The 26,855-nt window shown below is 71.2% G+C and carries 24 protein-coding genes; 17 read left to right on the plus strand and 7 right to left on the minus strand.

From position 1 onward, the window contains the following. The first annotated feature begins 59 nt into the window (after positions 1-59). The 8 genes from mca to Dsi01nite_RS07190 all read left to right on the plus strand — a co-directional run bounded on the left by mca (position 60) and on the right by Dsi01nite_RS07190 (position 7,926). Positions 60-905, plus strand: coding sequence for a mycothiol conjugate amidase Mca (gene mca / locus Dsi01nite_RS07155; RefSeq protein WP_203845369.1), 846 nt, complete (start codon positions 60-62; stop codon positions 903-905). A 4-nt stretch (positions 906-909) separates the two neighbouring features. Continuing rightward, positions 910-1,149 (plus strand): hypothetical protein, encoded by a 240-nt coding sequence (locus Dsi01nite_RS07160; protein ID WP_203845242.1) that lies wholly within the window; start codon positions 910-912, stop codon positions 1,147-1,149. A 186-nt stretch (positions 1,150-1,335) separates the two neighbouring features. Beyond that, on the plus strand, positions 1,336-3,801 hold the full coding sequence (locus tag Dsi01nite_RS07165) for a putative bifunctional diguanylate cyclase/phosphodiesterase (protein WP_203845243.1): 2,466 nt from the start codon (positions 1,336-1,338) through the stop codon (positions 3,799-3,801). A gap of 87 nt (positions 3,802-3,888) precedes the next feature. Beyond that, the gene (locus Dsi01nite_RS07170) at positions 3,889-4,854 is read left to right on the plus strand and encodes an ABC transporter ATP-binding protein (RefSeq protein ID WP_239135742.1); all 966 of its coding nucleotides are present in this window, start codon (positions 3,889-3,891) and stop codon (positions 4,852-4,854) included. A 40-nt stretch (positions 4,855-4,894) separates the two neighbouring features. Next, a complete protein-coding gene (locus Dsi01nite_RS07175; protein WP_203845244.1) occupies positions 4,895-5,668 on the plus strand; it encodes an ABC transporter permease in 774 nt (257 codons plus the stop codon). 70 nt (positions 5,669-5,738) lie between these two features. Continuing rightward, positions 5,739-6,524, plus strand: coding sequence for an ABC transporter permease (locus tag Dsi01nite_RS07180; RefSeq protein WP_203845245.1), 786 nt, complete (start codon positions 5,739-5,741; stop codon positions 6,522-6,524). A 99-nt stretch (positions 6,525-6,623) separates the two neighbouring features. Next, entirely contained in the window at positions 6,624-7,208 is a 585-nt protein-coding gene (locus Dsi01nite_RS07185) for a TIGR03086 family metal-binding protein (RefSeq protein ID WP_203845246.1), read from the plus strand. A 55-nt stretch (positions 7,209-7,263) separates the two neighbouring features. Next, positions 7,264-7,926, plus strand: coding sequence for a hypothetical protein (locus Dsi01nite_RS07190; protein ID WP_203845247.1), 663 nt, complete (start codon positions 7,264-7,266; stop codon positions 7,924-7,926). A 94-nt stretch (positions 7,927-8,020) separates the two neighbouring features. Here the strand turns inward: Dsi01nite_RS07190 and Dsi01nite_RS07195 are convergent, their stop codons facing one another. From Dsi01nite_RS07195 to trpB, 3 genes are read right to left on the minus strand one after another with little or no spacing between them, the layout of a single operon-like run. Next, on the minus strand, positions 8,021-8,797 hold the full coding sequence (locus Dsi01nite_RS07195) for a GntR family transcriptional regulator (protein ID WP_308442024.1): 777 nt from the start codon (positions 8,795-8,797) through the stop codon (positions 8,021-8,023). Next, entirely contained in the window at positions 8,760-9,491 is a 732-nt protein-coding gene (gene trpA / locus Dsi01nite_RS07200; RefSeq protein ID WP_239135743.1) for a tryptophan synthase subunit alpha, read from the minus strand. Before trpA ends, Dsi01nite_RS07195 begins: the two co-directional genes overlap by 38 nt. Further along, on the minus strand, positions 9,488-10,696 hold the full coding sequence (trpB, locus tag Dsi01nite_RS07205; RefSeq protein WP_203845248.1) for a tryptophan synthase subunit beta: 1,209 nt from the start codon (positions 10,694-10,696) through the stop codon (positions 9,488-9,490). The genes trpA and trpB overlap by 4 nt, the downstream gene beginning before the upstream one ends. Before the next feature lie 165 nt (positions 10,697-10,861). On the opposite strand from trpB, the gene Dsi01nite_RS07210 reads away from it, so the two are divergent. The 7 genes from Dsi01nite_RS07210 to purE all read left to right on the plus strand — a co-directional run bounded on the left by Dsi01nite_RS07210 (position 10,862) and on the right by purE (position 18,220). Beyond that, complete coding sequence (locus Dsi01nite_RS07210; protein WP_203845249.1) at positions 10,862-12,322, plus strand: hypothetical protein; 1,461 nt, start codon at positions 10,862-10,864, stop codon at positions 12,320-12,322. Positions 12,323-12,453: 131 nt separating this feature from the next. Further along, positions 12,454-12,552 carry a DUF255 domain-containing protein gene (locus Dsi01nite_RS58850; RefSeq protein WP_373318740.1) on the plus strand — a complete coding sequence of 33 codons (99 nt, stop codon included), beginning with the start codon at positions 12,454-12,456 and terminating at the stop codon, positions 12,550-12,552. A 137-nt stretch (positions 12,553-12,689) separates the two neighbouring features. After that, a complete protein-coding gene (locus tag Dsi01nite_RS07220; RefSeq protein WP_203845250.1) occupies positions 12,690-13,829 on the plus strand; it encodes a Fic family protein in 1,140 nt (379 codons plus the stop codon). Positions 13,830-13,911: 82 nt separating this feature from the next. Beyond that, complete coding sequence (locus Dsi01nite_RS07225) at positions 13,912-15,876, plus strand: thioredoxin domain-containing protein (protein WP_203845251.1); 1,965 nt, start codon at positions 13,912-13,914, stop codon at positions 15,874-15,876. Between the two features lie 99 nt (positions 15,877-15,975). Continuing rightward, entirely contained in the window at positions 15,976-16,524 is a 549-nt protein-coding gene (abmR, locus tag Dsi01nite_RS07230) for an ATP-binding transcription factor AbmR (protein ID WP_203845252.1), read from the plus strand. A 65-nt stretch (positions 16,525-16,589) separates the two neighbouring features. After that, positions 16,590-17,720: a 5-(carboxyamino)imidazole ribonucleotide synthase gene (locus Dsi01nite_RS07235; protein ID WP_203845253.1), complete on the plus strand. Its 1,131-nt coding sequence runs from the start codon at positions 16,590-16,592 to the stop codon at positions 17,718-17,720. Beyond that, positions 17,717-18,220, plus strand: a complete 504-nt coding sequence (gene purE, locus Dsi01nite_RS07240; protein WP_203845254.1) for a 5-(carboxyamino)imidazole ribonucleotide mutase — start codon at positions 17,717-17,719, stop codon at positions 18,218-18,220. Before Dsi01nite_RS07235 ends, purE begins: the two co-directional genes overlap by 4 nt. On the opposite strand, the gene Dsi01nite_RS07245 is transcribed toward purE, so the two are convergent. Both Dsi01nite_RS07245 and Dsi01nite_RS07250 read right to left on the minus strand, forming a co-directional pair. Further along, positions 18,201-21,023 (minus strand): AbfB domain-containing protein, encoded by a 2,823-nt coding sequence (locus Dsi01nite_RS07245; RefSeq protein ID WP_239135744.1) that lies wholly within the window; start codon positions 21,021-21,023, stop codon positions 18,201-18,203. The genes purE and Dsi01nite_RS07245 overlap by 20 nt on opposite strands. A 255-nt stretch (positions 21,024-21,278) precedes the next feature. After that, positions 21,279-21,482, minus strand: a complete 204-nt coding sequence (locus Dsi01nite_RS07250; RefSeq protein ID WP_203845255.1) for a cold-shock protein — start codon at positions 21,480-21,482, stop codon at positions 21,279-21,281. A gap of 310 nt (positions 21,483-21,792) precedes the next feature. Between Dsi01nite_RS07250 and Dsi01nite_RS07255 the strand changes: the two genes are divergently transcribed. Both Dsi01nite_RS07255 and Dsi01nite_RS07260 read left to right on the plus strand, forming a co-directional pair. Beyond that, positions 21,793-22,920, plus strand: a complete 1,128-nt coding sequence (locus Dsi01nite_RS07255) for a glycosyltransferase (protein ID WP_203845256.1) — start codon at positions 21,793-21,795, stop codon at positions 22,918-22,920. 186 nt (positions 22,921-23,106) lie between these two features. Beyond that, positions 23,107-24,189, plus strand: a complete 1,083-nt coding sequence (locus Dsi01nite_RS07260; protein WP_203845373.1) for a glycoside hydrolase family 53 protein — start codon at positions 23,107-23,109, stop codon at positions 24,187-24,189. Here the strand turns inward: Dsi01nite_RS07260 and Dsi01nite_RS58260 are convergent. After that, positions 24,161-24,850 carry a DeoR family transcriptional regulator gene (locus Dsi01nite_RS58260; protein WP_203845257.1) on the minus strand — a complete coding sequence of 230 codons (690 nt, stop codon included), beginning with the start codon at positions 24,848-24,850 and terminating at the stop codon, positions 24,161-24,163. The two genes, Dsi01nite_RS07260 and Dsi01nite_RS58260, sit on opposite strands and share 29 nt — an antisense overlap. A 1-nt stretch (position 24,851) precedes the next feature. Further along, on the minus strand, positions 24,852-26,789 hold the full coding sequence (locus Dsi01nite_RS07270) for a beta-galactosidase (RefSeq protein ID WP_203845258.1): 1,938 nt from the start codon (positions 26,787-26,789) through the stop codon (positions 24,852-24,854). Positions 26,790-26,855 lie beyond the last annotated feature (66 nt).

Here is a 26,855-nt window from a genome sequence, read left to right on the forward strand (position 1 = left end):
CCCGGCAGCGGGGTTGACGGACACCTTGAGGAGAGCTCGTGAGCGAGCAACTGCGATTGATGGCGGTGCACGCGCATCCCGACGACGAGTCGAGCAAGGGCGCGGCCGCGATGGCGCGCTATGCCGCCGAGGGCGTCGAGGTGCTGGTTGTCACGTGCACCGGCGGCGAGCGCGGCAGCGTGCTCAACCCGAAGCTGGACCGGCCCGACGTCTGGGAGAACATCGCGACGATCCGCCGCGCCGAGATGGACCGGGCGCGGGAGATCCTCGGGGTGGATCAGGCGTGGCTGGGCTTCGTCGACTCGGGCTTCCCGGAGGGTGACCCGCTGCCGCCGCTGCCCGAGGGGTGTTTCGGCCTGATGGACCCGCAGGACGCGGCGGCGCCGCTGGTCGAGCTGATCCGAAGGTTCCGCCCGCACGTGGTCACCACGTATGACGAGGAGGGCGGCTACCCGCACCCCGACCACGTCATGACGCACAAGGTGAGCATGGTGGCGTTCGAGGCGGCCGGCGACGCGACCCGCTATCCGGACCAGGGCGAGCCTTGGCAGCCGCTGAAGCTCTACTACAACATGGGCTGGTCCAAGGCCCGCATGCTCGCCCTGCACGAGGCGATGATCGAGGCCACCGGTGAGTCGCCCTACACCGAGTGGATGAAGCAGTGGGACGAGGAGCGCACCGACAAGGGCGACCGGGTCACCACCCGGGTGCCGTGCGGCGAGTTCTTCGAGGCCCGTGACGACGCGTTGCGCGCGCACGCCACCCAGGTCGACCCGGACGGCTTCTGGTTCGCCGTCCCGCTCAACATCCAGCAGAAGGTGTGGCCCACCGAGGACTACGAGCTGGTGAAGTCGCACGTCGACACCCGCACGCCGGAAGACGATCTTTTCGCGGGCGTAAGGTAGCGGTATGCACGCCCTGCAGATCCTCGCCGAGAACAACTTCGGGGACACCCGCTCGGGCGGTTTGGCCGGTCCGATGGGGCTGCTCATCATCGTGCTGCTCGCGATCGCGACGGTGTTGTTGATCCGCAACATGACCGCCCGGATCCGCCGGCTTCCCGCCGAGTTCCCGGATCCCGACAAACCCGCCACCTCGGCCGACGAGCGTGACCTTGGCGGCGGATCGGAGCCAGAAGCGCGGCTCTGACCACTGTTGTGCCTTTCTTCCGTGCTTTAGCCTTCACGGGGTGCGCGTTCCTTTCGCTGGACGCGTCTCCCTGTGGGGCAGGGAAGGGGGGCAAATGGTGGACACCCCGTTTGTCCGTATATCTGCTCACGCTGCGCATTCGCGCCAGCGCCTAGCGTTATTGTCGTTCATCGATTCGGCGCATCGATGAGACCGGTTCCGGCGCGGCTGACCGCCGCCGTGGCGTCCGCCGCTGCCGTCAGCGTGGTCCTCGCCGCGTTGCTCACCGCCGGGCTCCCGACCACCCCGTATGCCGCATCCCAAGGTGTCCTCGCCGCCGTCGCGGCGGGTTTCGGCGTGGTGGTCATCGCGCAGCTCGCCCGCCTGAGGGTCCGCGCCGGGGCCGGGCACGCCACCCTCGCCTGGGGCGAGGCGGCGATGGTCGTGCTGTGCGTGAACCTGCCGCCCGCGGTGATCCCGCTGGTCATCCTCGCCGGCGTGGGTGTGTCCCACGCCGTCCTGCGCGTCGTCGACGCCCGCGCCGGCCGCGTCCGCAGCGCCCGCGACCTGCTCTACAGCGTCTCCGCGCTCACCGTTGCCGGCAGCCTCGCCGCCCTCACCACGGTCCTCGTCCAGCCGGTGCACGACGTCCCCCTCACGACCCGGGGCGTCCTCGCCCTGTGCGCCGGCGCGCTGGTGTACTGCGTGGTCGCGATCAGCCTGGTCGCCGCGCACGTCGCGACCTCGCGCGGCGGCCGGCCGGCCACCGTCGCCGTCGAGCTGCTGCGCGGCAAGCTGCTCATGGTCGTCGGCAACATCGCGGTCGGCCTGGTCATCGTCTGGTCCTGCCTCACCGACGCGCTCCTGCTGCTGCTCCTGCCGCCAGTGCTGTGGCTGCTGCAGCAGCTCTACGCCAGCCGCATCGGTGACCGCGAGGAGCGCCGCACCTGGCACGAGTTCGCCGAGGCGACCCGCGACCTCAACCGGCTCGACGTGCGCGGCACCGCCGACGCCGGCATCGACGGGGCCCGGCGGCTCTTCGGCGTCACCGGCGCGCGGGTGATTCTCGCCGACGGCACCGTCTTCGGCACCGCCTCCGCCGCTTCCACGTCCTCCGACATGTCCTCCACCGCGTCCTCCGCCGCCCCGGTCGGGCACGCCCTCGCCGTCGGCGCCCTCGCGGTCGGGGAGCTCGAGCTGACCGGCGTCGGCCGGTTACGGCCCCGCGACCAGCGGATGCTCGACGCGTTCGGCGACGCCCTCGCCGCCGCGCTGCACGACGCGATCACCCAGGACGCGCTGCGCACGATGAGCGAGCGCACCACGTACGACGCGATCCACGACCCGCTGACCGGCCTGTTCAACCGGGCGGCGCTGCTGTCGCGGGGGAACGCCCTGCTGCGCCGCCGCGGCGTCGACGACCCCGTCGCGATGCTGCTGCTGGACGTCAACGACTTCAAAGAGGTCAACAACGCCCTCGGCCACGCCGCCGGTGACGAGGTGCTGCGCGTCATCGCCGGCCGGGTCACCGAGGCCGGCAACGCCGGTGACCTGCTCGCCCGGCTCGGCGGCGACGAGTTCGCGCTGCTCATCACCGACCTGGACACCGGGGGCGCCGACCTCGCCCTCGCCGCCGCGGTCGAGCGGGCCCGCAAGCTCGGCGCGCAGCTCGCCGTGCCGATGCGGATCGACGGGGTGCTGCTGTCGAAGGAACCGTCCATCGGTGTGGTCGTCGCCGCGGCCGGCGAGGTCGACCTCACCGAGCTCCTGCGCCGCGCCGACATCGCGATGTATCAGGCGAAGCGCGCCGTGCAGCCGGTCGCCTGGTATGACGCCGCCCGCGACGACGCCAGCACCGACCGGCTGGCCCTGCTCGCCGAACTGCGCGAGGCGCTGCACTCCGAGGAGCAGCTGACCGTCGAGCTGCAGCCGGCCGTGTCCCTCGCCGCCGGCGCCCAGCAGATCACCGGCGTCGAGGCCCTCATCCGGTGGAAGCACCCGCGGCGCGGCCGGCTCGCCCCCGACCAGTTCCTGCCGGTCGTGGAGGCCAGCGAGCTGATGGGCCCGCTGACCAGGTGGGTCCTGGACCGGGCCATCGGCCTGGCATCCGGCTGGCGGCGCGCCGGTCTGGCCGTCCCGGTGTCGGTCAACATCTCCGCCCGCAGCCTGCTGGAGCGGCAGCTGCCGGAGACGATCAGCGACCTGCTCGCCCGGCACCGCCTCCCCGCCGAGCTGCTGGTCCTGGAGATCACCGAGACCGTGATGCTGTCCAAGTCGCCGGTCATCGACGACGTCCTCGCCCGGGTCCGGCGGCTCGGCGTCCAGCTCGCGGTCGACGACTTCGGCACCGGGTTCTCGTCGTTCACGGTGCTCACGCGGCTGCCCGTGCAGGAGGTGAAGATCGACCGCGAGTTCGTCGCCCAGATGATCGACTCGCCGAAGGCCGAGGCGATCGTCCGGGCCACCGTCGAGCTCGGGCTCCGGCTCAACCTGCGGGTCGTCGCGGAGGGCGTCGAAAACCCGGATCAGCGCGCCGCCCTGGCGACGCTGGGCTGCACGTCCGCGCAGGGCTTCCTGTTCCACCCGCCGCTGTCGGCCGACCGGCTCGCCGCCGTCCTGCGCGAACGCCGCCAGGTCCAGCGCCGTCACCTGCGCGCCGAAGGCGCCGGTTAGCGATCTGTCACGCTCCGGATCGAGGGACCTCGGTGTCCGGGCGCTGGTGTTAAGGTCGCCGCATCATTCCTTGAGCGGGGGCTGGGATTGCGCGTCATCGATGTATCGGACCTGGGGCGGACGTTCCGTTCGCGCAGCGGCCTGCGCCGCACGGAGAAGGTCGTCGAGGCCGTGCGCGGCATATCGTTCCAGGTCGAGCGAGGTGAGCTGTTCGGTCTGCTCGGGCCCAACGGCGCCGGCAAGACGACCACGATCAAGATGCTCATCACGCTTCTCCTGCCGACCAGCGGGCGGATCGAGGTCCTCGGCCATGACGTGGTCGCCAAGCCCCGCGAGGTGCGGCGGCGCGTCGGCTATGTCTTCGGCGGCGACCGTGGCCTGTATGAGCGCCTCTCCGGTCTGGACAACCTGCGGTACTTCGCCGAGCTGTATGCGGTGCCCGCCCGCGAGCAGCGAGCCCGCATCGGCGAGCTGCTCGAGCTCGTTGGCCTGACCGGCCGCGAACGGGAGCGGGTCGAGGGCTATTCGCGTGGCATGCGGCAGCGCCTGCACATCGCCCGTGGGCTGCTGCACCGCCCCGAGGTCCTGTTCCTCGACGAGCCCAGCATCGGCATCGACCCCGTCGGCGCCCGCGAGCTGCGGCAGACCGTCAAGGCCCTCATCGAGCAGGGCACCACGGTGCTGCTCACCACGCACTACATGTTCGAGGCCGACGAGCTCTGCGACCGCATCGCCGTGCTCGCCGGCGGGCGGATCGTCGCCGAAGGCACCCCCGAGCAGCTCAAGCAGAAGGTCAGCCTCGGCAGCGTGGTCGAGGTCGAGGTCTTCGGCCTGCCGGGGGGCACCGACGAGCGGATCCGTGCGCTGCCCGGGGTGCGCTCGCTGGTCGTCGAGGAGCGCGGCCCGGCCCAGGTCCTGCTGGTGCACGCCGAGCCCGGCTCCGAGCTGACCCAGCCGGTGCTCAGCGCCCTCGACGGTGCCCAGGTCGGCCGGGTCTCGACCCGCCAGCCGACCCTCGAGGACGCCTATGTCGAGCTGGTCGGTGGGGCGTGACCGCATCCCGGCGGGCCGGCCGCACCGCGGAGGTGGCGGCGTGACGGTCTTCCGCGTGATCGGCGTCGCGTGGTGGTTGCAGCTGAAGATGCGCAGCCGCTCCGCCTTCGACGGCTTGCTCGGCATCCTGTATCCACTGTTCTTCTCCACCGTCGTGTTCATGATGTTCACCCACGGCGGCGCGCAGGGCCCGGCCCTGCTCAGTGCCGCCGTCGGCGCCAGTGTCATGGGGGTGTGGTCCTCGACCAGCACCACCGCCTCGGCCGCCCTGCAGCAGGAGCGCCGGCAGGGCACCCTGGAGCTGCTGGTCGCGGCGCCGACCCCACTGCCGGTGGTGATCCTGCCCGTCACGCTGTCGATGGCCACCATCGGTGCCTACAGCCTCGTTGTCACGCTCCTGTGGGGCCGGTTCGTGTTCGGCGTCGACCTCGCCGTCCAGCGCCCGGTCCAGTTCGTCGTCGCGGCCGTCGTCACCGTCGTCTCGATCGGCGTCCTCGGCTTCCTGCTCGCGGTCTCCTCGGTCCGATACCGCACCGCGTGGGCGCTCGGCACGGCCCTGGAGATGCCGGTCTGGCTCATCTGCGGCTTCCTGGTGCCCCTCGACCTGCTGCCCGCCTGGACCCGGCCGATCTCCTGGCTCCTCGCACCGACCTGGGGCATCGACGCGATCCGTGCCGCCGCGGAGGGCCGCGACACCCTGCCGTCGCTGGCCGCCTGTCTCGGCCTCGCCGTGGCGTATGGCGTGATCGGCTCGCTCCTGGCGGTCCGCCTCGTCGACGCCGCCCGCCGCCACGCCACCCTGGCGCTGACATGAGCGGTCCGGAATGCAGCGGAGGGCGCAGGTCTGGCTCAGGTCGGCGCCGGAGCGCGGTGGAGGGGGAGGCATGAGCAGCTTCAGGTTGTTCCTGCTGGGCGGGCTGACCAGCTACCGGGCGCTGTTCTCGTGGCTGAGCCCGTGGATCCTGATCCCCACGTTCATCGTCGGGCCGATCGCGCAGATCCTCTTCTTCGCCTACGCGGGCCGCGCCGCGGGAGTCGGCGACGACGCGTTCTACGTCATCGGCAACGCCGTGCAGAACGCCGCGATCCCGTGCATCTTCGCGATGGGCATCACCGTCGGCGACGAGCGCCGCCAGGGCACGCTCGGGCTGCTGCTGGTCTCGCCGGCGCGCCGCATCCCGCTCTTCCTCGGCCGGGCGCTGCCGGTCGTCGTCAACGGCCTCGCCGTCGCGCTCGTCGCGCTGGGCGCCGGGTCGGTGCTGCTGGACGTGCCGATCCATGCTTCGTCGTTGTTGTCCCTCACCGGCGTGGTGGCCGTGTCGGCCTTCGCGTGCACCGGCCTGGGCCTTGCCAACGCGGCCCTGTCGTTGCGCGTCCGCGAGGTCGCCGTCCTGTCCAACCTGGTCGTCGGTGTCCTGCTGGTCTTCGCCGGCGTCAACGTCCCGCTGTCCGACCTGCCCGGCTGGATGGCCGCCGTCGCGCAGTGGCTCCCGCTGACCCACGGCATCGCCGCGGCCCGCGAGGTCGCGGCCGGTGCGGGCCTGGCCTCCGTCCGCGACGACGTGCTCGCCGAGGCCGCGCTCGGCACCCTGTACGTGCTGGTCGGCCTGATCCTCCTCGCCTGGTTCGAGCGGGAGAGCCGGCGCAGGGCCACCCTCGACGTCGCCTGACCGTCACCGCTCCACTGCGGAAAGTCTGCGCGCCAATTAATGGAATGGAGTATTCCGTTCTGATAGACTGGACGCAGTCACCGAGTTGAGGAGTGCGCGATGAGCTCGAACACCTGGACCGTCCTGGACGAGTCGCACGCCGCGTTGCGGGCGGTGCTCGCCGGTCTGCGGCCGTCGGACCTGCACCTGCCGACGCCGTGCGAGCGGTGGAACGTCACCCAGGTCCTGCAGCACGCGGCGGGCGACCAGCTCGGCTTCGCCGCGACGATCACCGGCGAGGGCTGGCCGACGTATGACCCGTTCGCCCCGTCGGGCGAGCTCGACGGCGACTTCGACGCGTTCGTGGCGTACATCGAGGAGACCATGCGGGCGTCCGCCGCGGCCTGGTCGACCATCGCCACCGACGCCGCGGAGGCGCCCACGCCGCTGCCGCAGGGCAAGCTGGCCGGCTGGATCGGCGCCGGTGCGTGCGGTCTCGACGCCGCCGTCCACGCCTGGGACGTCGCCGTCGCCACCGGCCAGCCCTCGCCGCTGTCCGACGCCCTCGCGGAGCAGCTGCTGCCGGTCGCGCGGGAGATCGTCGAGCCGCTGCGGGCGTATGGCGCCTACGCCCCCGCGCTTTCCGCCGCCGACGCCGGCGGCCCGGCCGTGACGCTCCTGCGCTACCTGGGTCGCGCCGCCTGACGTTCGGCCGCGTGGCGCCCCGACCAGGGGTGATGGCTCCGGTACCGTCGGCCGCATGCGCGGGGAACGCACGGTGCTCGCCGTCTTCGTGGTCGGGGTGGTCGCGGTCGCCGCCTTCGTGGTCCTCGACCGGTATGGGGGATCGGCCCAGTTCGCGGACCTGCCGGGCGATGCCGACGTGAAACTCGTCGGCAAGTTCACGCCCCGGCAGGTCGACCGGCTGGCGTCGCTGCCCCAAGCGGCCGCCGTCGAGTGCGGCGCCACCCTGTACGGCGTCACGGCCGTCACCTCCCGCGGCGTGCTCAACGGCGCGACGGTGCTGACCGCCGCGAACCGGCCGGGGTTGCGCTGGTCGGAGCTGCGGTCGGGGGCGTATCCGGCGACGGACGCGCAGCTGCTGATCGACGAGCGGACCGCCACCGCCCACGACATCCGTGCCGGTGAGCGGGTCACCCTCTCCCGCGGGCAGGTCGTGACCAACGCAGCGGTCGTCGGGATCGCGGCCCGCCCCACGGACCACGCCGTCGGCGCGCGCGATGCGGTGTTCCTGCTCCCCGCGGGCGCGGTGGCGGCGCTGGAGGGCGGGGCGCCCTGTGACGCGGTGACGGTGGAGCTGCGCCGGCGTCGCGACGCGAGCACCTTCAGCCGGGCGGCCCACGACCTGCTCGACACCCCACCCGCCGTCATCTACGACGAGTCCCTCCGCGGCCACGTCTGACCCTCACCCCCGCCGACGGCGTCACAGCCGGCCCGACAGCCAGGGGAGATCCGCTCCTGGCGCGGCGAGGCTGATCCGGACGTCGCCGGGTCGGCTACGGCTGGGAACCGGACCAGGTCAGCGACAGCCCAGTCGCCGCGCGGGCCGCCCGGATCTCCATCATGTCGCCCAGGATCACGGCCCGGTCGACGACGACCATGGTGTCGTCGAGGGAGAACGTGGTGCGGTCACTGACGAAGACCGGCGTGCCCACCGCCGCCCGCAGGTGTCCCGCCACGGTCTCGTCCAGCACATCCGGCCGGATCGTCTCCGTCGCCCGGGCGACCGCGACCCCGGCGTCCGCGAGGGCCGCGTAGAGCGACTTGACGGTGAAGTCGACCGGACGCAGCCGGTTGCCGAACGGCTTGCGGACCCACGACACCTGGTGCACGGCGGCCCGCCCCGCGAACTCCCGCACCCGCTCGAGCCGCAGCGCCGGTGCCCCCAGCTGGACCGCGACCGCGGACGGCGGGCGGCGCAGGCTGCTGTCCAGCACCCGGGTGTGCACCTCGTGTCCCTGGTCGCGCAGGTCGTCGGCGAGGCTGCGCAGCGACCCGAGCCGATACGCGAGGTGCGGCGGCGACACATAGGTGCCCTTGCCCGCCTGCTGGACGATCAGCCCCTCGTCGCTGAGGTGGCGCAGAGCCTGCCGCAGCGTCATCAGGGTCACGCCGTAGCTGTGGCTGAGGTCCCGCTGCGCGGGCAGGGCGTCGCCCGGCGCGTATTGGCCGGCGCGGATCTTCTCGGCCAGGTCGGCGGCGATGCTGCGATAGCGCGGCTCGGAGCTGATCGGCTCACCCTTCGTCCATGGCCTCCCGGATCGACCGGAGATAGGCCCCGAGCTCGGCCGGTCCGGCGCCGTCGAGCACCCGGCGCATGATCGCGGCGCCGATGACGACACCGTCGGCGAGCTGGGCGGCCTGCGCGGCCTGCGCCGGAGTGGAGATGCCGAATCCTAGCAACACTGGCAGCTCGCAGCGGTTGGTGAGCCGCCGGGCCAGGTCGGCGGCGGACGCCGCGAGTGTCTCGCGCTCGCCCGTGGTGCCCATGACCGTGACCGCGTAGACGAAGCCACGGCTGCGGCGGGCGATCTCGTCGAGGCGCTCGTCCGTCGTGGCCGGGGACGCCAGCAGCACCAGGTCCAGGTCCTGATTCTCGAACTCGGCGCACTCCTCGAGCGGCAGGTCGGGCACGATCAGCCCGTCGAAGCCCGCGTCGCGGAGGTTGCCGCAGAAGTCGCGGTCCCGGACGACGAGGTTGGCATACGTGCTGGCGACGAGCGGCACGGTGCCGGCGACCTCCGAGACGCGGGTCAGGATGCCGCGCAGGGTGGCACCCCGGGTCAGCGCGGCGTGGGTGGCCTCCTGGATCGTGGCGCCGTCCAGCGTCGGATCGGAGAACGGCAGGCCGATCTCGATCGCGTCGGCGCCGGCGTCGATGAGCGCACGCAGGTGATCGGTCCAGTCGGCGACGGCGCCGCCGGTGAGATACGGCATGAGGATCTTGTGGTCGCTCGGCAGCTTCACAGCAGCTCCTTCAGTGCGGAGATGTCCTTGTCGCCCCGGCCGGACAGGGTCAGCACCACAGTCGAACCGGCGGGCAGCGTGCCGTCGGCGGCGGCGCGGATCACCCACGCGACCGCGTGCGCGGACTCGAGCGCGGCCACGATCCCCTCGGTGCGGGCGAGCCGGACGACCGCCTCGACGACCTCGGCGTCGTCGACCGTCACATAGCGCGCCCGGCCGAGGTCGCGCAGGTGCACGTGCTCCGGGCCGATGCCCGGGTAGTCCAGGCCGGCCGCGATCGAGTGGGCCTCCAGGACCTGCCCGTCGTCGTCCTGCAGGAACATCGAACGCACCCCGTGCAGCACGCCCAGGGTGCCGCGGCTGGCGCCGGCCCCGCCCTCGGCCTCGACCCCGACCAGCTTCGCCGTGGTGTCGACGAACCCGGCGAACGTCCCGGCCGCGTTGGACCCGCCGCCGACGCACGCGACGACGTAGTCGGGCACGGCGGTCGGCAGGGCGGTGGCGCACTGGCGACGGGCCTCGTCGCCGATGACCCGCTGGAACTCGCGCACCATCCACGGATAGGGCATCGGGCCGAGCACGGAACCCATGCAGTAGTAGCTGTCCTCGGTGGCGCCGACCCAGTGGCGCATCGCCTCGCTGGTGGCGTCCTTCAACGTCCTGGCGCCGGTGCGGACCGGCACGACCTCGGCGCCGAGCATCCGCATCCGGAACACGTTGAGCGCCTGCCGCTCGATGTCGCGCTCGCCCATGAACACGGTCGCCGACAGCCCGAACATGGCCGCCGCGGTCGCGGTCGCCACCCCGTGCTGCCCCGCCCCGGTCTCGGCGATCAGCCGCTTGTGTCCCATCCGGGTCGCGAGCAGCGCCTGACCGATCACATTGTTGATCTTGTGGGAGCCGGTGTGGGTGAGGTCCTCGCGCTTGAGCAGCAGCGTCACGCCGAGCTCGGCGGACAGCCGCACCGCCGGCGTCAGCGGCGTCGGCCGGCCGACGTGCGTGGCGAGCAGTCCGGCGAGCTGGTTGCGGAACGCGGGGTCGGCCCACGCGGACCGGAACGCCTCCTCGACCTGCCGGCAGGCGCCGATCAGCGACTCGGGCACATAGCGCCCGCCATATTCCCCGAACCTGCCCAGCGGTCCCGGATCGTCCATCAGCTGCACGCGGGCCGGCGCGCGGTGCGGCCGGATCAGCAGATCACCCATGGTGTGGTCGCTCCAAGAGTTCTAGAACTGTCGTGACTGTTCTAGAACAGTGACAGACTCGGGCGCGGATGTAAAGCGGATGCGAAACGGGCGGGGCAGCGGCCGCCCGCCGCGGTGGCGTACTGTCCAGCGTCGATCGGATTGTTCGAACAGCACGGGGGAGACATGGACGCATCGACCTACCAGGTGCCGCCACGGGTCGCGGCGCTCGCCCAGCGCCAGCAGCTCGGCAGCCTGATCGCTGCGCACAAGGGTGACCACCCGCTGGTGGAGTGCGGCACCGGCCTCGTCATCTCGGCCGTGCTCTTCGGCGCCGCCGCAGGCATCAGCTGGATCGTCTCGAATGTCGAGTTCCTGCAGTTCAAGCTGCTCGCCATGGCGGTGGTCCTGCTGGCGATCGGCGGCCTCGCCGCGGCCGGCTACGCCTTCTTCCGGCTCTTCGGCGCCTACGTGATCGTCCACCACTACCAGCACGGCCTGGTGTGGACCCGCAACCGCAGCGTCGACGCCGTCCCGTTCTCATGGATCGACGAGATGTACGTCACCCGCAAGGAAGCCACCGGCGACGCCGCGACCGGCTCGAAGATCACCGCCGCCGGCCTGGTCACGCTCGACGGGCGGGCTGTCGACATCACCGGCGCCGACAAGGCGGACTACGCGGCCTTCGTCGAGCGGATCGAGGCGGAGCTCACCGCCCGCGGCCGCCTGATCCGGCCCGAGCGCCGCAAGCCCCCGGCCCGCGGCGCCGTCGGCCTCGGCATCAGCGACAAGGCGATCGCCGGCATCGCCGTCATCGGTGGTGGCATCCTCATCGCCGCGGTCGCCGTCCCGCTGGCGAAGGCCGGCCTGCCCGGCGCCGTCGCCGCGGTCATCGGCTTCCTGGTCATCGGCACCGCCACGGGCCTGCTCGGCGCGCGACTGGACCCACGCTTCGCCGTCGTCGGCGGGATCCACGCCTCCATCGGCGGCCTGGTCGCCATGATCGCCGCCGCCCGCGCCCTGCCACAGCTCAACGGATACCTCGTGGCGACCGTCGTCCTCATCATCGAGATGGGCATCCTGGCCGCCGTCCTCAACGCGTACCGGCGACTTCCCGCGCTGTCCCCGACCGGCGGCCGCAAGCGCATCGCCGCCCGCTACAGCTGGGAGTACCTGCCGACGCTGCCCGTCCCCATCCCCGGCCCGAACAGCGCCCGCAAGGTCATCGGGGTCCAGGAAGGCGCGCAGTCCGTCGAGCTGTACGACGTCCTGCGGGGCACCGTCGACGGCGTCCCGGTGCTCGTCGGCGACCGGTACCGGCGTAAACCCCGTCGCTCGGACCCGGTGCAGACCATCTGGATGGTGCCGCTGCCCACCCCGCTGCCCTTCCTGCCGCACACCGCCTTCGACGGCGCCGGACAGGTCACCGCAGCCGCGCCCGACCCGGCCCTCGCGAGCCTCTTCGCCGGCCGGGTCCCGCTCCCCGAGCTGCTCATGTCCGTCCCGCCGTGGTGGATCGAGGGCCAGTATCTGCTGTGCGAAGGCCCCGGCGACCCGGACACGATCGTCGCCTGGTCCACCCGCCTCACCCGCGCCGTCCGGGCCATGCCCTGGGACGAGGTCCGGGCGAGGGCCGCGCAAGGCTGATGACCCGCCCGTCAACGCGGCGGCTGACCCAAGGTCGCCGGACGGGATGAGCATAGGGTTGGGGGCATGGCCAACCGTCGTGCCGACGCGACCTCGCCCTATCTGCAGCAGCACAAGGACAACCCGGTCGACTGGTGGCCGTGGGGGACGACGCCTTCGCGGAAGCCCGGCGGCGGGACGTGCCGGTCCTGATCGGCGTGGGGTATTCCGCGTGCCACTGGTGTCAGTGAAGTTGTCAACCTAGTGGCTGTTCTCCGGCGACTATGCGCTGCTCGTTCGGCATCGCTGTGTGCTGCGGCGTAAGCCGCAGAGTGGCGAAACGTCGGCGGCGTTGGCGCGGTTGCTATGATCGTCGTAGCATTGTCGCATGCTGTACGCCGTGCCGCCTGTGACCGCTGACGACCGACGGGTCCTGGCCGAGATCGACGAGTTCTACGCTGAGTTCCAGCGTTCGACCGGCGGGTCCAAGGCAAGCGAGTGGATCAGTGGCGTTCGGAAGCGACTCGTCGCTGGGGCGATTCGGGGCTCGAACACGATTGAGGGCTATACGGTCGAATTGAGTACCGCGTCGGCGATCGTGACCGGGGCGCCGGTTCCAGCGAGTGTTCCGGAAGAGTCCAGGGAGGCCGTGGTCGGCTACCGGGACGCGCTCACCTGGGTCATGCAGACCCCTGATATGGACTTCTTTGCGCATAGCGAAACCGTGCTGTCGGCGCTGCACTTCATGATGACCCGGTTCTGGAAGGACAAGTCTCCGGGGCGATACCGCCGGAAAGGCATCGTTGTTACCGGCACGGACCCGCTCGCGCCGGCTTACGTCGGGCCCGGCGCGGATGAGGTGCCCGGTCTTATGCGCGAGTTGGTCGAATGGCTCAACGCCGGCGACCTGGACACCCACTTGCTGGTACGGGCCGCGATGGCGCACCTCAACCTCGTCGCCATCCATCCTTGGCGCGACGGGAATGGGCGGATGTCACGGTGTGTGCAAACGCTGGTCATCGCGCGAGACGGCCGGGTGTACCCGGAATTCTGCTCGATTGAGGAATGGCTGGGACACGACGTCAATACGCTTGACTACTACCGGGTGCTCCGCGAGACGAACCGTGGCACCTACCAGCCGGAACTCAGCGCGAGCGGATGGGTGCGGTTCTGCTTGCGGGCCCACCACCTCCAAGCCCAGCTGGTCGGAAAGAGGCTGAAGCTCGGGCGGGATGTATGGACAGCGGCCGAGGAGATGGCCGACCGGCTCGCGCTGAACGAGCGGACGGTCTCCGCGCTCTATGCGGCCGCCACCGATCAACTGCGGCGGGATGTCTATCAAAACGAGGAGGGGCTGTCCCGCGACCAGTCGATCCGTGACATCCGGCGGCTGGAGCAGGCGGGACTCGTGGAGTCGGTCGGATACGGTGCGACGCTGCACTACGTCGCCGCAGGCGACCTCAAACGAGCTCATGACGAGATCAGCGCGGCGGTGACCGCACCGCCGGTCGAGCCCTACCCGGATTAGGTGCCGCGCGGCTCTCACTGGGTATCGGTCACGGGTCGTGACACGGCGGATGCCGGACTACCTCTCGTGGCAGGATGGGCAAATGAATCGACTGGCCGGCTCCCAGTCGCCCTACCTCCAGCAGCATGCCGCCAATCCCGTGGACTGGTGGCCGTGGGGGGAGGAGGCGATAGCCGAGGCAAAACGACGCGACGTACCCCTCTTGATTTCAGTTGGGTATTCAAGTTGCCACTGGTGTCATGTCATGGCGCACGAGTCGTTCGAGCACGAGGGCGTCGCCGCGCTCGTCAACGAGTTGACGGTGCCGGTCAAGGTGGACCGGGAGGAGCGGCCCGACGTCGACGCGGTGTACATGACCGCGACGCAGGCGATGACCGGGCAGGGCGGCTGGCCGATGACCGTGTTCGCCACGCCCGACGGGGAGCCGTTCTACTGCGGCACCTACTTCCCGCGCGACGCGTTCGAGCGACTCGTGCGAGCGGTGTCCGACGCGTGGCGCGGGCAGAGGGAAGCGGTGCTGGAGCAGAGCGCGAAAGTGGTCGAGGCGATCCGGCAGATCGCCGCGAAACCGCAGGCGAACCCGATGCACGAGGGCGTGCTGGACGCGGCGGCGCAGAGCCTCGTCAAGAGCTACGACAAGGAGCACGGCGGGTTCGGTGGCGCGCCGAAGTTCCCCCCGCACATGAATCTGCTCTTTCTGCTGCGGCACTACCAGCGCACCCGAGACGACGAGGTGCTCGACATCGTGCGGTACACCTGCGAGCGGATGGCCCGTGGTGGCATGTACGACCAGCTCGCCGGTGGGTTCGCGCGGTATGCGGTGGACGGCACGTGGACGGTGCCGCACTTCGAGAAGATGCTCTACGACAACGCGCTGCTGCTGCGGGTGTACGTGCAGCTGCACCGCATCGCCGGCGGTGGCACCGCGCGGCGGGTCGCCGGGGAGGTCGCCGACTTCCTGCGGCGTGACCTGCACGACGGGCACGGGTTCATCTCGGCGCTGGACGCGGACACCGACGGCGTCGAGGGCCTGACCTACGCGTGGACGCGGGCGCAGATCGACGAGGTCCTCGGCGAGATCGACGGCGCCTGGGCCCGCTACCTGCTCGAGGTGACCGCGGACGGCACGTTCGAGCACGGTGCCTCGGTGCTGCAGCTGCCCGAGGACCCGCTCAACCTGGAGCGCTGGCTGGACATCAGGCAACGCCTCCTCGCCGCCCGGGACGCCAGGCCGCAGCCGGGCCGCGACGGCAAGATCGTCGCGGCGTGGAACGGGTTGGCGATCACCGCGCTGGTCGAGTTCGGCCAGGTGTACGGCGATCCGCAGGCCGTCCAGCTCGCCATTGACACGGCCAGGTACCTGGCCGACGTGCACATCGTCGACGGCCGGCTGCGACGGGTGTCCCGTGACGGTGTCGTCGGGACGCCCGCCGGTGTCCTGGAGGACTACGGCGCGGTCGCCGAGGCGTTCTGCGCGGTGCACCAGGCGACCGGCGAGGGCGAGTGGCTGGCCCTGGCGGGACGGCTGCTGGACGTGGCCCTGGAACGGTTCGCGGACCCGGCCGGTGGCTTCTTCGACACCGCCGACGACGCGGAGCAACTGGTCAGCCGGCCCGCCGACGTCACCGACAACGCGACCCCGTCCGGCCTGTCCGCGATCGCGGCCGCGCTGGTCACGTACTCGGCGCTGACGGCGGACGTGACCCGGCGGGAGGCGGCGGAGCGGGCACTCGCCACGGTGGCGATGGTCGCGGCGACCCACGGCCGGTTCACCGGCTACGCCTGCTCGGTCGGTGAGGCGCTGCTGTCCGGCCCGTACGAGATCGCCATCGCCACCGACGACCGCAACGACCCGCTCGTCGCCGCCGCCTGGTGGCACGCGCCGCCGGGTGCCGTGGTCGTCGCGGGCCCGCCGGACGCGCCGGGGGTGCCGCTGCTGGAGGCGCGGATCCAGCGCGACAACCTGCCCACCGCCTATGTCTGCCGCAACTTCGTGTGCGACACGCCGGTGACCGCCCTGGAGGACCTGGTCGCGGGTCTGGGCTGAGACGAACAGTTCAGCGTCAGGCGAACACGCCTGCCCTTGGCATGCCCTTGTAACGGTGTAATCGTGTAATCAGCGATACGCGAGCAAGGGAGTAAGCACATGCGACGAGGAGAATGGCGGCCCCGCGCCGAGCAGCCACCGCCGGCCACCGACGCGCCCGCCTGGATCGGCGGCGCGCTGCCCGAGGGCTGGTTCACCGGGCCCGCCGAGATCACCATCGACCGTGACGAGATCACCATCGTCGGGCGGCTCAGCGAGCCCACCCTGGCCGACGACGCGAGCGACGGCGACCGGGCCGCCGCCGAGCAGGGCCGCATCGCCGGGTTCCGGGAGACCACCCGGGACCAGCGGATCGGCATCGCGCAGCAGTTGGAGCGGCGTTACCAGCGCAAGGTGGCGTGGGGCGTGCGGGTCGGCGAGACCCGCGAGCTGTTCACCACGTTCTCCGCGCCGGTGATGACCCGCCTCCGGCAGGCGGAGCGGCAGGTCCTGGACACGCTCGTCGACTCCGGTGTGGCCAGGTCCCGATCCGAGGCCCTGGCCTGGTGCGTGGCGCTGGTCGGCCAGCACACCGAGTCCTGGCTGGCCGAGCTCCGCCAGGCCATGACCCAGGTGGAGGAACTGCGCAAGCAAGGCCCCACAGTGTGATCCGCGCCGGTCGCGGCGCCCGCGACGCGGGCGCCGCGACCGGAAAACGTTAGGCTCACCAGCCTATGGACTCGCGAACCGGACTCCCCGTCGTGGGCATGGTGGGCGGCGGCCAGCTGGCCCGCATGACCCACCAGGCCGCCATCGCCCTCGGCCAGTCGCTGCGCGTGCTCGCCGTCTCCGCCGACGACGGGGCCGCGCTCGTCGCCGCCGACGTGGTCATCGGCCGGCACGACGACCTCGACGCGGTCCGGGCCTTCGCGAAGGGCTGCGACGTGGTCACCTTCGACCACGAGCACGTGCCCGGCGACCTCATCCGCACCCTCGCCGCCGAGGGCGTCACCCTGCTGCCCGGCGCGGACGCGCTGCGGTTCGCCCAGAACAAGCGCGAGATGCGCACGCACCTGGCCGAGCTGGGCTTCCCCGTGCCCAGGTGGACGGCGGGGGACATCAAGGCCTTCGGCGACGAGGTCGGCTGGCCGATCATCGTGAAGACCGCAACCGGCGGCTACGACGGCCGCGGAGTCTTCGTGGCGAACTCACAAGACGACATCCCGGACCATCCCGACCTGATCGGCGAGGAAAGGGTCCAGCTCAAGCGGGAGCTGGCCGCCGTCGTCGCCAGGTCGCCGCTGGGCCAGGTCGCCGCCTACCCGGTCGTCGAGACCGTCCAGAAGGACGGCATCTGCGTCGAGGTGCTCGCGCCCGCCCCGGACCTGGACGAGGACCTCGCGATCGAGGCGCAGCGGCTCGCCATCGACCTCGCCACCCGCCTCGGCGTGGTCGGCGTGCTCGCCGTCGAGCTGTTCGAGACGACCGACGGCCGGATCCTGATCAACGAGCTGGCGATGCGCCCGCACAACTCCGCGCACTGGACCATCGAGGGCGCCAGGACCTCGCAGTTCGAGCAGCACCTGCGGGCCGTGCTCGACTACCCGATGGGCGACACCCGGCTCACCGCACCGGCCGTGGTGATGGCCAATGTGCTGGGCGGCGCACCTGGCGGCATGTCGATCGACGAGCGGCTGCACCACCTCTTCGCCGAGGAGCCCGGCGCCAAGGTCCACCTCTACGGCAAGCAGGTCCGCCCCGGCCGCAAGATCGGCCACGTGACGGTCCTGGGCGACGACCTGGAAGACTGCCGCCGGCGCGCCGCCAGGGCCGCCCGCATCCTCGAAGAAGGGTATGAGCATTGACCGACGTCGGCATCATCATGGGCAGCGACTCGGACTGGCCCGTGATGCGCCTGGCCGCCGAGGCGCTGGACGAGTTCGGCATCGCCCATGAGGTGCGGGTCGTGTCCGCGCACCGCACGCCGCACCTGATGCTCGACTACGCCGGCCAGGCCGCCGACCGCGGGCTGAAGGTCATCATCGCCGGCGCGGGCGGCGCGGCGCACCTGCCCGGCATGGTCGCCTCCGTGACCCCACTGCCGGTCATCGGCGTCCCCGTGCCGCTCAAGTACCTGGACGGCATGGACTCGCTGATGTCGATCGTGCAGATGCCGGCCGGCATCCCGGTCGCCACCATGGCGATCGGCGGCGCCCGCAACGCCGGCCTCATGGCCGTGCGCATCCTGGCCGCCGCGGACCCGGCCCTGCGGGCGAAGGTCCGCGACTTCCAGGATGCGTTGCGAACGATGGTGGCGGAGAAGGACGCCGCCCTCACTCAGCAGGTCACGGGCTCCAGGGGTTAGCCAGGTTCCAGCTGCTGTCGGCGCTCAGCGCCTGCGGCCGTTGGAAGCCGGTGCCGTTGCCGGCGGAGATGTACACCGCCGACTCGAAGTGCCGCAGGTATGCGCCCGCGATGTTGATCGACTCGAAGGTGATGCCGGTGCCGCCGATGCCCGGGCGGGCGCAGAAGGTGGCGTCGGCGGAGAACAGCGCCGAGCCGTCGTTCACCGCGTTGCGGACCCGGCTGTCGGCGTGCCGCAGGAACTGGCCCGGGAAGTTCACCGACTCGAACGAGTAGCAGGACGAGTCGGCGAGACCCCGGCGGACCGTGTACGTGGCGTCGGCCTTCAGCAACGCGCTGCTGCCACCGTTGACGATCTCGGTGTACGCGAGGCTGTCGGCGTGGCGCAGGTACCGGTCGGTGAAGCCCCACGTGGTGACCTGCAGCGACTTGCGCACGTCGGTCTGCAGGAGCACCGAGCTGCGCCACAGGGCCGGCACCGCGGTGTTCCAGGTCGCGTCGGCGGCGAAGCCGGACGCGGTGTCCCACGCGTTGGGGCCGCCGCTGCGGGCCAGGTAGACGTTGTCGGCGTAGTGGCGGATGTACGAGCCGGGGAAGTTGAGCGACTCGAACGACGTGCCCCCGGCGGCCAGCCCGGGCCGGCTGCACCAGGTCGCGTCCGCGGCGAAGCTGCCGCCGGTGTTGGCGTCGATGCGGACCCGCAGGTTGCTGTGCCGCAGGTACTGGCCGGGGAAGTTGACCGACTCGAACGAGGAGCACCGCGGGTCGGCCAGGCCGGTCACCGTGCGGAACGACGCGTCCTGCCGCGCCCCGTCGGCGCCGGCGGAGCTGAGCACGTCGGTGCGGGCGAAGGAGTTCGAGTGCCGCAGGTAGCGGTTCGTCAGCCCGGCCGTGGTGACCTGGAACGACCGGACGTGCCCGAGCGTCAGCGGCACCGCCGCGTTGAGGTTCTTCGACGCGTTGATCAGGTTGGTGTTGGCCGCCCGGACCAGGTTGGTGTCGACCTTCTGCACCCGCCGGTCGTAGGTGAGCAGGCCGTTGTACTCGCCCTCGACGTCGGTGATCTCGGTGTACACGTAGGCCGAGAGTCCCCTGGTCGTCATGAGCGCCTGCGTGTCCCGGATCATGCCGGTGAACCGGTCGTTGAGCTGCGCGTTGCTGAACACCTGCTCGTAGGCGAAGAACTGGTTGTCCGGGCTCCACTCGTTGCCGGGGGAGCGCAGGCCGATGCCGCCGAACTCACCGAGCACCGAGACGCGGTTGCCTGACGGCAGCGGGGCGTCCGGGCCCGTGTAGATGTGCCAGTCGATGATGTCGCCGGTGCCGGGATCGCCCTTGGACGCGCAGCAGTTGTAGCCGCTGTGCGGGTTGATCAGGCGGGTCGGGTCGTAGTTCTTGAGATCCGTGGTGATCCGAGCAGTGTCAGCGAGGTTCCACTCACCCCAGCCCTCGTTGAAGGGCACGTAGGTGACGACCGCGGGGGAGAAGCGGTGCTCGTCGATGATCTCCCGGGCCTCCGACTCCAGTTCCGCGATCTGTGCCGGCGTGCGGTTCGCGTCGAACGCCTGGGTCGACGGGATGTCCTGCCACACCAGCAGGCCGAGCCGGTCGGCGTGGTAGTACCAGCGCGCGGGCTCGACCTTGATGTGCTTGCGGACCATGTTGAAGCCGAGGTCCTTGTGCTTCTGCAGGTCGGAGGCGAGCGCGGCGTCGGTCGGCGCGGTGTAGAGCCCGTCGGGCCAGAAGCCCTGGTCGAGCGTGCCGGCCTGGAAGATGAACTCGCCGTTGAGGGTCGGCCGCAGCACGCCGTTGACCAGCTTCTTGCCGATCTCCCGCATGCCGAAGTAGCTGACGACCTGGTCGACGGTCGCCCCGCTCGAATTGCGCAGCGAGACCCGCAGGTTGTAGAGGAACGGGTCGTCGGGCGACCAGCGCCGCGCGTTGGGCACCGGCACGGTGAACTCGGTGAACCCGCCGGTGGCGCTGCCGACGACGGTCGAACCGTTGAGCGCCTCGGCGAAGACCGTATGGCCGGTGACGTCGCCGCGGGTGAACACCCGGACCCGGGCGGTGTTGCCGGCCAGGTTGGCGTAGATGTCGACCGAGTAGATCGACGACACGGGGGTCGGCTCCAGCCAGACCGTCTGCCAGATCCCGGACGTCGGGGTGTAGAAGATGCCGCTCGGGTTGTTGGTCTGCTTGCCGATCGGCTGCTTCTCGCCGCGGCCGTCCGTCGGGTCGTACACCCGGACCACGATCTCGTTGACGCCCCCGTTGAGCTGCGGGGTGATGTCGACCTCGAACCGGTCGTAGCCGCCCTTGTGGGTGGTCACCTGCACGCCGTTGACCCAGACGGTGGCCTCGTAGTCCACCGCGCCGAAGTGCAGCTGGACCCGGCGGCCGGTCCAGCCGGCCGGCACGGTGAACGTGCGCCGGTAGAACATCAGGTCCCGGTTGTCGTTGCGCATGATGCCGGACAGCGCCGACTCGACCGGGTAGGGCACCAGGATCCGCTCGGGCAGCGTCTGGCCCAGCGGCGGCGCCGCGTTGCGGTTCACATTGCCTGCGCCATCGGTGGCGGGGTTGAGGAACTCCCACTCGCCGTTGAGCGACTGCCAGTCCGGGCGGGTCATCTGCGGCCGGGGGTATTCCGGCAGCGGGTTCGTGGTGGAGACCTGGTTGGTCCACGGGGTCGTCAGCGGCGGCGTCTTCGGCACCACGGCGGAGGCGGGTGTACCGGCTGTGACCAGCGCACATGATGCGAGGGTCAGGGCGGCGAGGGTACGGGCGAGAAGATGACGCATCGAACTCCTTCTGGCGGGAAAGAGCACGCGGAACCGGCGCGCGGCCGGTTGGCGGTCGGTCGCGCGCTGGTGGCGGGCGTGGCAGTGAACATCGACGGACTTGGGTGGAGTCCGGGTTCCGGGAACGTAACATGAAACATTCCCGAACGGAACAGCTCACATGTGCCCAAGAATCAAACAAAACCCATCACACGCGGGCACGAAAAAGCTCACGTCACCCGTGGTGCGGGCGCGTGAGCTTTCAGCGTGGTGCTGTCAGACGGGACGGATGTTCGAGGCCTGGGGGCCCTTGGCGCCCTGGGTCACCTCGAACTCGACCCGCTGGTTCTCCTCGAGGCTGCGGAAGCCGCCCGTGGCGATGGCCGAGTAGTGCGCGAACAGGTCCGCGCCGCCGCCGTCCGGCGTGATGAATCCGAAGCCCTTTTCGGCGTTGAACCACTTCACGGTGCCGACAGTCATTTGATGCTCCTCGCAGGTTGATGGCGTCCACACCGTGCGGACGCCGCGTCGCTGCGGCTGATTACCCTCATCCCAAGACAGGGCTGGAACGCAAAAAAGCGCCCAGGGCATCTGATACCCACCCAGGCGCTGGCAAAGTATGCGGAAACCAAAACTGCAACGCTTCACACTCTACCACGGCAAAAGCCGCCTAACGGCCAGAACGAGGGAACCGGACGAGGACCGTTCCGGCCGGCGGGTGTACCGTGACCCCGGAAGGTCCGGCCATTTTCATCCCTGGCGCCGAGCCCGCCGACGAAAGGTGGGCGCGGTGAACACGTCCTTCGGCCTGTTGAGCACATACCCGCCGACCCAGTGCGGTGTCGCCGCGTTCGCGGGGGCGCTCAGCACCGCGCTGTCCGCCGCGGCGGGCGTCGACCGGGTCGGTGTCGTGCGGGTCGTCGACTCGCCGACCTTCACCGACCGGCCCGAGGTGATCGCCCACCTGCAGGCCAACGCGGCCGGCTCCGCCGAGGTCGCCGCCGCCGCGCTGGACCGGCACGACGTGGTGATCGTCAACCATGAGTACGGCATCTTCGACGGCAACGACGGCGACGGCGTGCTCGACCTGCTGCACCGGCTCCGCTCGCCCAGCATCATCGTGCTGCACACCGTGCTGCGCCGGCCGACCCCGCACCAGCAGTGGGTCCTGGAGACCGTGGCGTCGCTCGCCGGCGCGGTGGTCATCACGACCGAGTCGGCCAGGACGCGCCTGCACGAGACCTACACGGTCGACCCGGGCAAGGTGCACGTCATCCCGCACGGTGCGCTGGTGCAGCCGGCGATCCGCACGATCAGCTCGTCCGGGGAGCCGATGGTCCTCACCTGGGGGCTGCTCGGCCCGGGCAAGGGCGTGGAGTGGGCCATCGCCGGGATGCGCGAGGTCAGGCATCTCTCGCCGCGCCCGCGGTATGTGATCTCGGGCCAGACCCATCCGAAGGTGCTCGCCGAGGAGGGCGAGTCCTACCGGCTGGGGCTGTACAAGAAGGTCCGGGCGTTCGGCGTGGCGGACCTGGTCAGGTTCGAGCGCTCGTATGCGGACCCGTCGGCGCTCGCCCGCCTGGTCGACCGGGCCGACGTCGTGGTCCTGCCCTACGACACGACCGACCAGGTGTCCTCCGGCGTGCTGCACGAGGCGGTCGCGGCGGGCAAGCCCGTCATCGCGACCAAGTTCCAGCACGCGGTGGAGCTGCTCGGCACCGGCGCGGGCCTGCTCGTGCCGCACCGCGACGGCGCCGCGATCGGTGCCGCGCTCAAGCGGCTGCTCACCGACCCGGACCTGGTGGCGGGCATGCGCGCCGAAGGCCTGCGGCGCACCGCCGGCACCGACTGGGACACCATCGCCACGCGCTATCTCGCCCTGGCTGCGACCCTGCAGGACGCCACCTCCAAGGCCTGAGCACCCTCGCACACACGGACCCGCCCTGCGGCGGGTCCGTGTGTCGTTACTCCGTGAGCGCTCCCGGAATCAGCGCGCCACGTGGATCCTTGACACATGTAGATGGCCGAATTGAGACTGGGAGCGTTCACGGAACATCACCCCGAAGGAGTTCCCGTGCGCAGAAGTCCCCGCCTGGCCGCCCTCATGGGCGCGCTCCTGCTGGGCGCCGCCGCCCCAGCGCTGACCCCGGCCGCGCCCGCCACCGCGGCCACCACCCTCACCATGCGCGGCGCGGACGTCTCGTCCCTGCAGCGCAGCCTCGACCTGGGCGCCAGGTACTACACCGCGGCCGGCGCCGCCGCCGACCCGCTCGACGTGCTCAAGGGCGCCGGCGTCAACTACGCCCGGCTCCGGATCTGGAACAACCCCGCCAGCGGCTACAACAACCTCGCGAAGGTGCTGATCGACGCCAAGCGGGTCAAGGCCAAGGGCCTCGCGCTGATGGTCGACTTCCACTACTCCGACACCTGGGCCGACCCGGGCAAGCAGTACAAGCCGGCGGCGTGGGCGAGCCACGGCATCGCGGCGCTGCAGACTGACGTCTACAACTACACGTACAACGTCTGCACCGCGCTCAAGGCGCAGGGCACCACGCCGGACAGCGTGCAGATCGGCAACGAGATCAACGTCGGCATGCTGTGGAACGACGGCAAGGTCGTCAACAACAACTTCACCAACCTCAGCCTGCTGCTGAAGGCCGGTTACAACGCGACCAAGGCGTGCAACAGCGCCACCAAGGTCATCATCCACACGGCCGACGCCGACAGCCAGGCCAACGCCCGCTGGTTCTACGACGGCATCACCGCCAAGGGTGTCGCCTGGGACCTCACCGGGCTGTCGTACTACTGCATGTGGCACGGCACGCTGTCGAACCTGGCCACGGTCATCACCGACGTGCGCACCCGCTACGGCAAGCCGGTCGTGCTCGCGGAGACCGCGTATCCGTTCACCTCGGCCAACGCCGACGGCGAGGCCAACTCGGTGGGCAGCACGTGCTCCGGCTACCCGGCGACCTGGGCCGGGCAGGCGGCCAACTTCACCGCCGTGCAGAACACCGCCCGCGGCGCCGGCGCGATCGGGGTCTTCTACTGGGAGCCCACCTGGTATGCGGTCCCCGGCAACGGCTGGGACCCGGCGAACATCAACGGCACCGGCAACCAGTGGGACAACATGGCGGTCTTCAACTGGACCGGCCAGGTCAACCCGAACGTGGTCTGGACCCCGTAGCGCCCTGGACGAACACGGCGGCGGTGGCGCGCTGGACCAGGGCCAGGTCGGTCTGGGCGGCCAGGGCGTCACCGGTCGTCGCCGGGTCCGAACGTTCCACCGCCGCGAGGTCGAGGTTGAGGGCGGCGAGGGTCGCCTGGGTCAGCGGGCCGGCGTGGCTGCCGCTGGGGGTGCGGACCCCGCCGACCAGCACGACGACCGTCGCGGGGTTGCGGATCGCCGCGGCGACGGCGACGACCGGCGTCACCACGGTCAGGTCGGCCACCCCGTCGATCAGCTCCGCCAGCCGGACCGCCGCCCAGCCGCCCGCTATGCCGACCGCCATCCCGGGCATCACCAGCGCCGCGGCCTCTTCCGGCGCCAGCACCGGCCGCGCCACGAAGACCTCGCCGGCGGGCGGCGCCGCAGCACCCCCCGCAGCGGGAACCGGCGCGTGGGTCACGGCGGTGCGCATCCTGACCGGGCCGCGCTCCGCCCGGGCGCGCACCACGACCGCACCCCCGTGCACCCGCTGGACCAGACCCTGGTCGGCGAGGGCGGACAGGTCGCGGCGGATCGTCGGGATGGACACCTCGAACCGGTGGCTCAGCTCCCGCAGGCTGACGCCGCCCTGCGCCCGGGCGTCGGCGAGGATCTGGGCGCGGCGCAGATCGGTGAGCACGTCACCCCTCCTCGACCACGGCGACGGCGCCGGCCTCGACGGTGACACCGTGCACGTCGACCGGGGTCGTGCCGTGGTTGATCGCGAACCGGAACGGTGGTCGGCGCACCAGCTCGACGGTGTCCGGCAGGTCTGGTCGCGCGTCCAGCCCGGCACCGTCGTACACCTGCCGCATCAGCCGCGCGAGATCCTCCTCGGCGAGGCGGGTGGAGACATACCAGGCGGTGCCGCGCCCGTGCGCGTGCCGGGTGACGGCGGGGCCGCCCGGCGCCGGTCCGTCGACGTAGCGCAGCACCGTCTCCGCGCCGGTGACGACGACGTCCTCGGCCCAGACGTCGCAGGTGGAGCCGTCGCTGAGCGCGACGCGTTCGCCGGCCCGCAGCGGCAGGAACTCCTCGACGGTGAGGCCGAGCAGGTCGCGCAGCGCGCCTGGATACGGGCCGTCGGGCACGGTGTCGTTGGCGTCGACCACGCCGGAGAAGTACGACACCAGCAGCGTCCCGCCGCCGGTCACGTAGGCGTCGAGGTTCTTCGCGGCGGCCTCGGTGGTCAGGTACAGCGTCGGCACCACCACCAGGCGGTAGCGGCCGAGGTCGGCCTCGGGGTGCACGAAGTCGACGGTCAGGTGGTCCCGCCACAGCTGCCCGTAGTAGGCCTCGACCCGCTCCCGGAACCGCAGGTCGACCGACGGTCGCCACTCCAGCTCCAGGGCCCACCACGACTCCCAGTCCCAGACGACGGCGACGTCGGCCGCGACCCGGGTGCCGCGCAGCGCGCCGAGCCCGGCCAGCCGCCCGCCGAGCTCGGTGACCTCGCGCCAGATCCGGGTGCCGGTGCCGCCCTGCGGCAGCATCGCCGAGTGGAACTTCTCCGCGCCGAAGCGCGAGGCCCGCCACTGGAAGAACAGCACCCCGTCGGCGCCGCGGGCCACGTGGGACAGGCTGTTGCGGGCCAGCTCGCCGGGGCGCTTGGCGATGTTGCGCGGCTGCCAGTTGACCGCCCCCGTCGAGTGCTCCATCAGCAGCCACGGCTCGCCGCCGGCGAGGCTGCGGGTGAGGTCGGCGCACATGGCCAGCTCGACGTGCCGGTCCTCGCGGGCGGCGTCCAGGTAGTGGTCGTTGGCGACGATGTCGACCTCGCCGGCCCACTTCCAGTAGTCCAGCCACTTGCAGTTGGCGATCATGAAGTTGGTCGTGATCGGTACGCCCGGCGAGTGCCGCCGGAGTGCGTCGCGCTCGCGCCGGTAGTTGGCCAGGTGCGTGTCGGAGCAGAAGCGCAGGTAGTCCAGCTGCTGGGCGGGGTTGACCGCGGTCGGCGCGATCCGCGGCGGCTCGATCTGGGCCCAGTCGCCGTAGCGCTGCCCCCAGAACGTGGTGCCCCACGCCGCGTTGAGCGTCGCCAGGTCGCCGTGCCGGTCCCGCAGCCACTCCCGGAAGGCGGCCGCGCACGTGTCGCAGTAGCAGTGCGCGTTGACCCCGGCGAACTCGTTGTGCACGTGCCACAGCGCGACGGCCGGGTGCGCGCCGTACCGCCGGCCGAGCTGCTCGGCGACGGCGGCGGAGGCCCGGGCGTAGTCCGGCGAGCTGGGGCAGAAGCTCTGCCGGCCGCCCTGGCCGAGGACGTGCCCGGCGCGGTCGACCAGCCGGGCGCCGGGGTGGCGGTGCGCGAACCAGGGCGGCGGCGCCGCCGTCGGCGTGGCCAGGTCGACCCGGATCCCGTTGCCGTGCAACAGGTCGAGGGCGCGGTCGAGCCACTCGAACGTGTAGCGGCCTTCGTCGGGCTCGATCAGCGCCCAGCTGAAGATGCCGATGCTGACGAGGTTGACGCCGGCGACCCGCATGAGCTCGACGTCCTGCGCCCAGATCTCCTCGGGCCACTGCTCCGGGGCGTAGTCACCGCCGTACGCGATCGCGTCCAGCCCTCGTGGATACGGCCCCATCTCGTGCTCCCTACCGCTTACCGTGAACGTTCCCAGAATCAGTATCGCATGTTCTACCCGTTCAAT

The organism is Dactylosporangium siamense (assembly GCF_016862795.1).
In the GTDB taxonomy this organism is placed as follows: Bacteria; Actinomycetota; Actinomycetes; order Mycobacteriales; family Micromonosporaceae; genus Dactylosporangium; species Dactylosporangium siamense.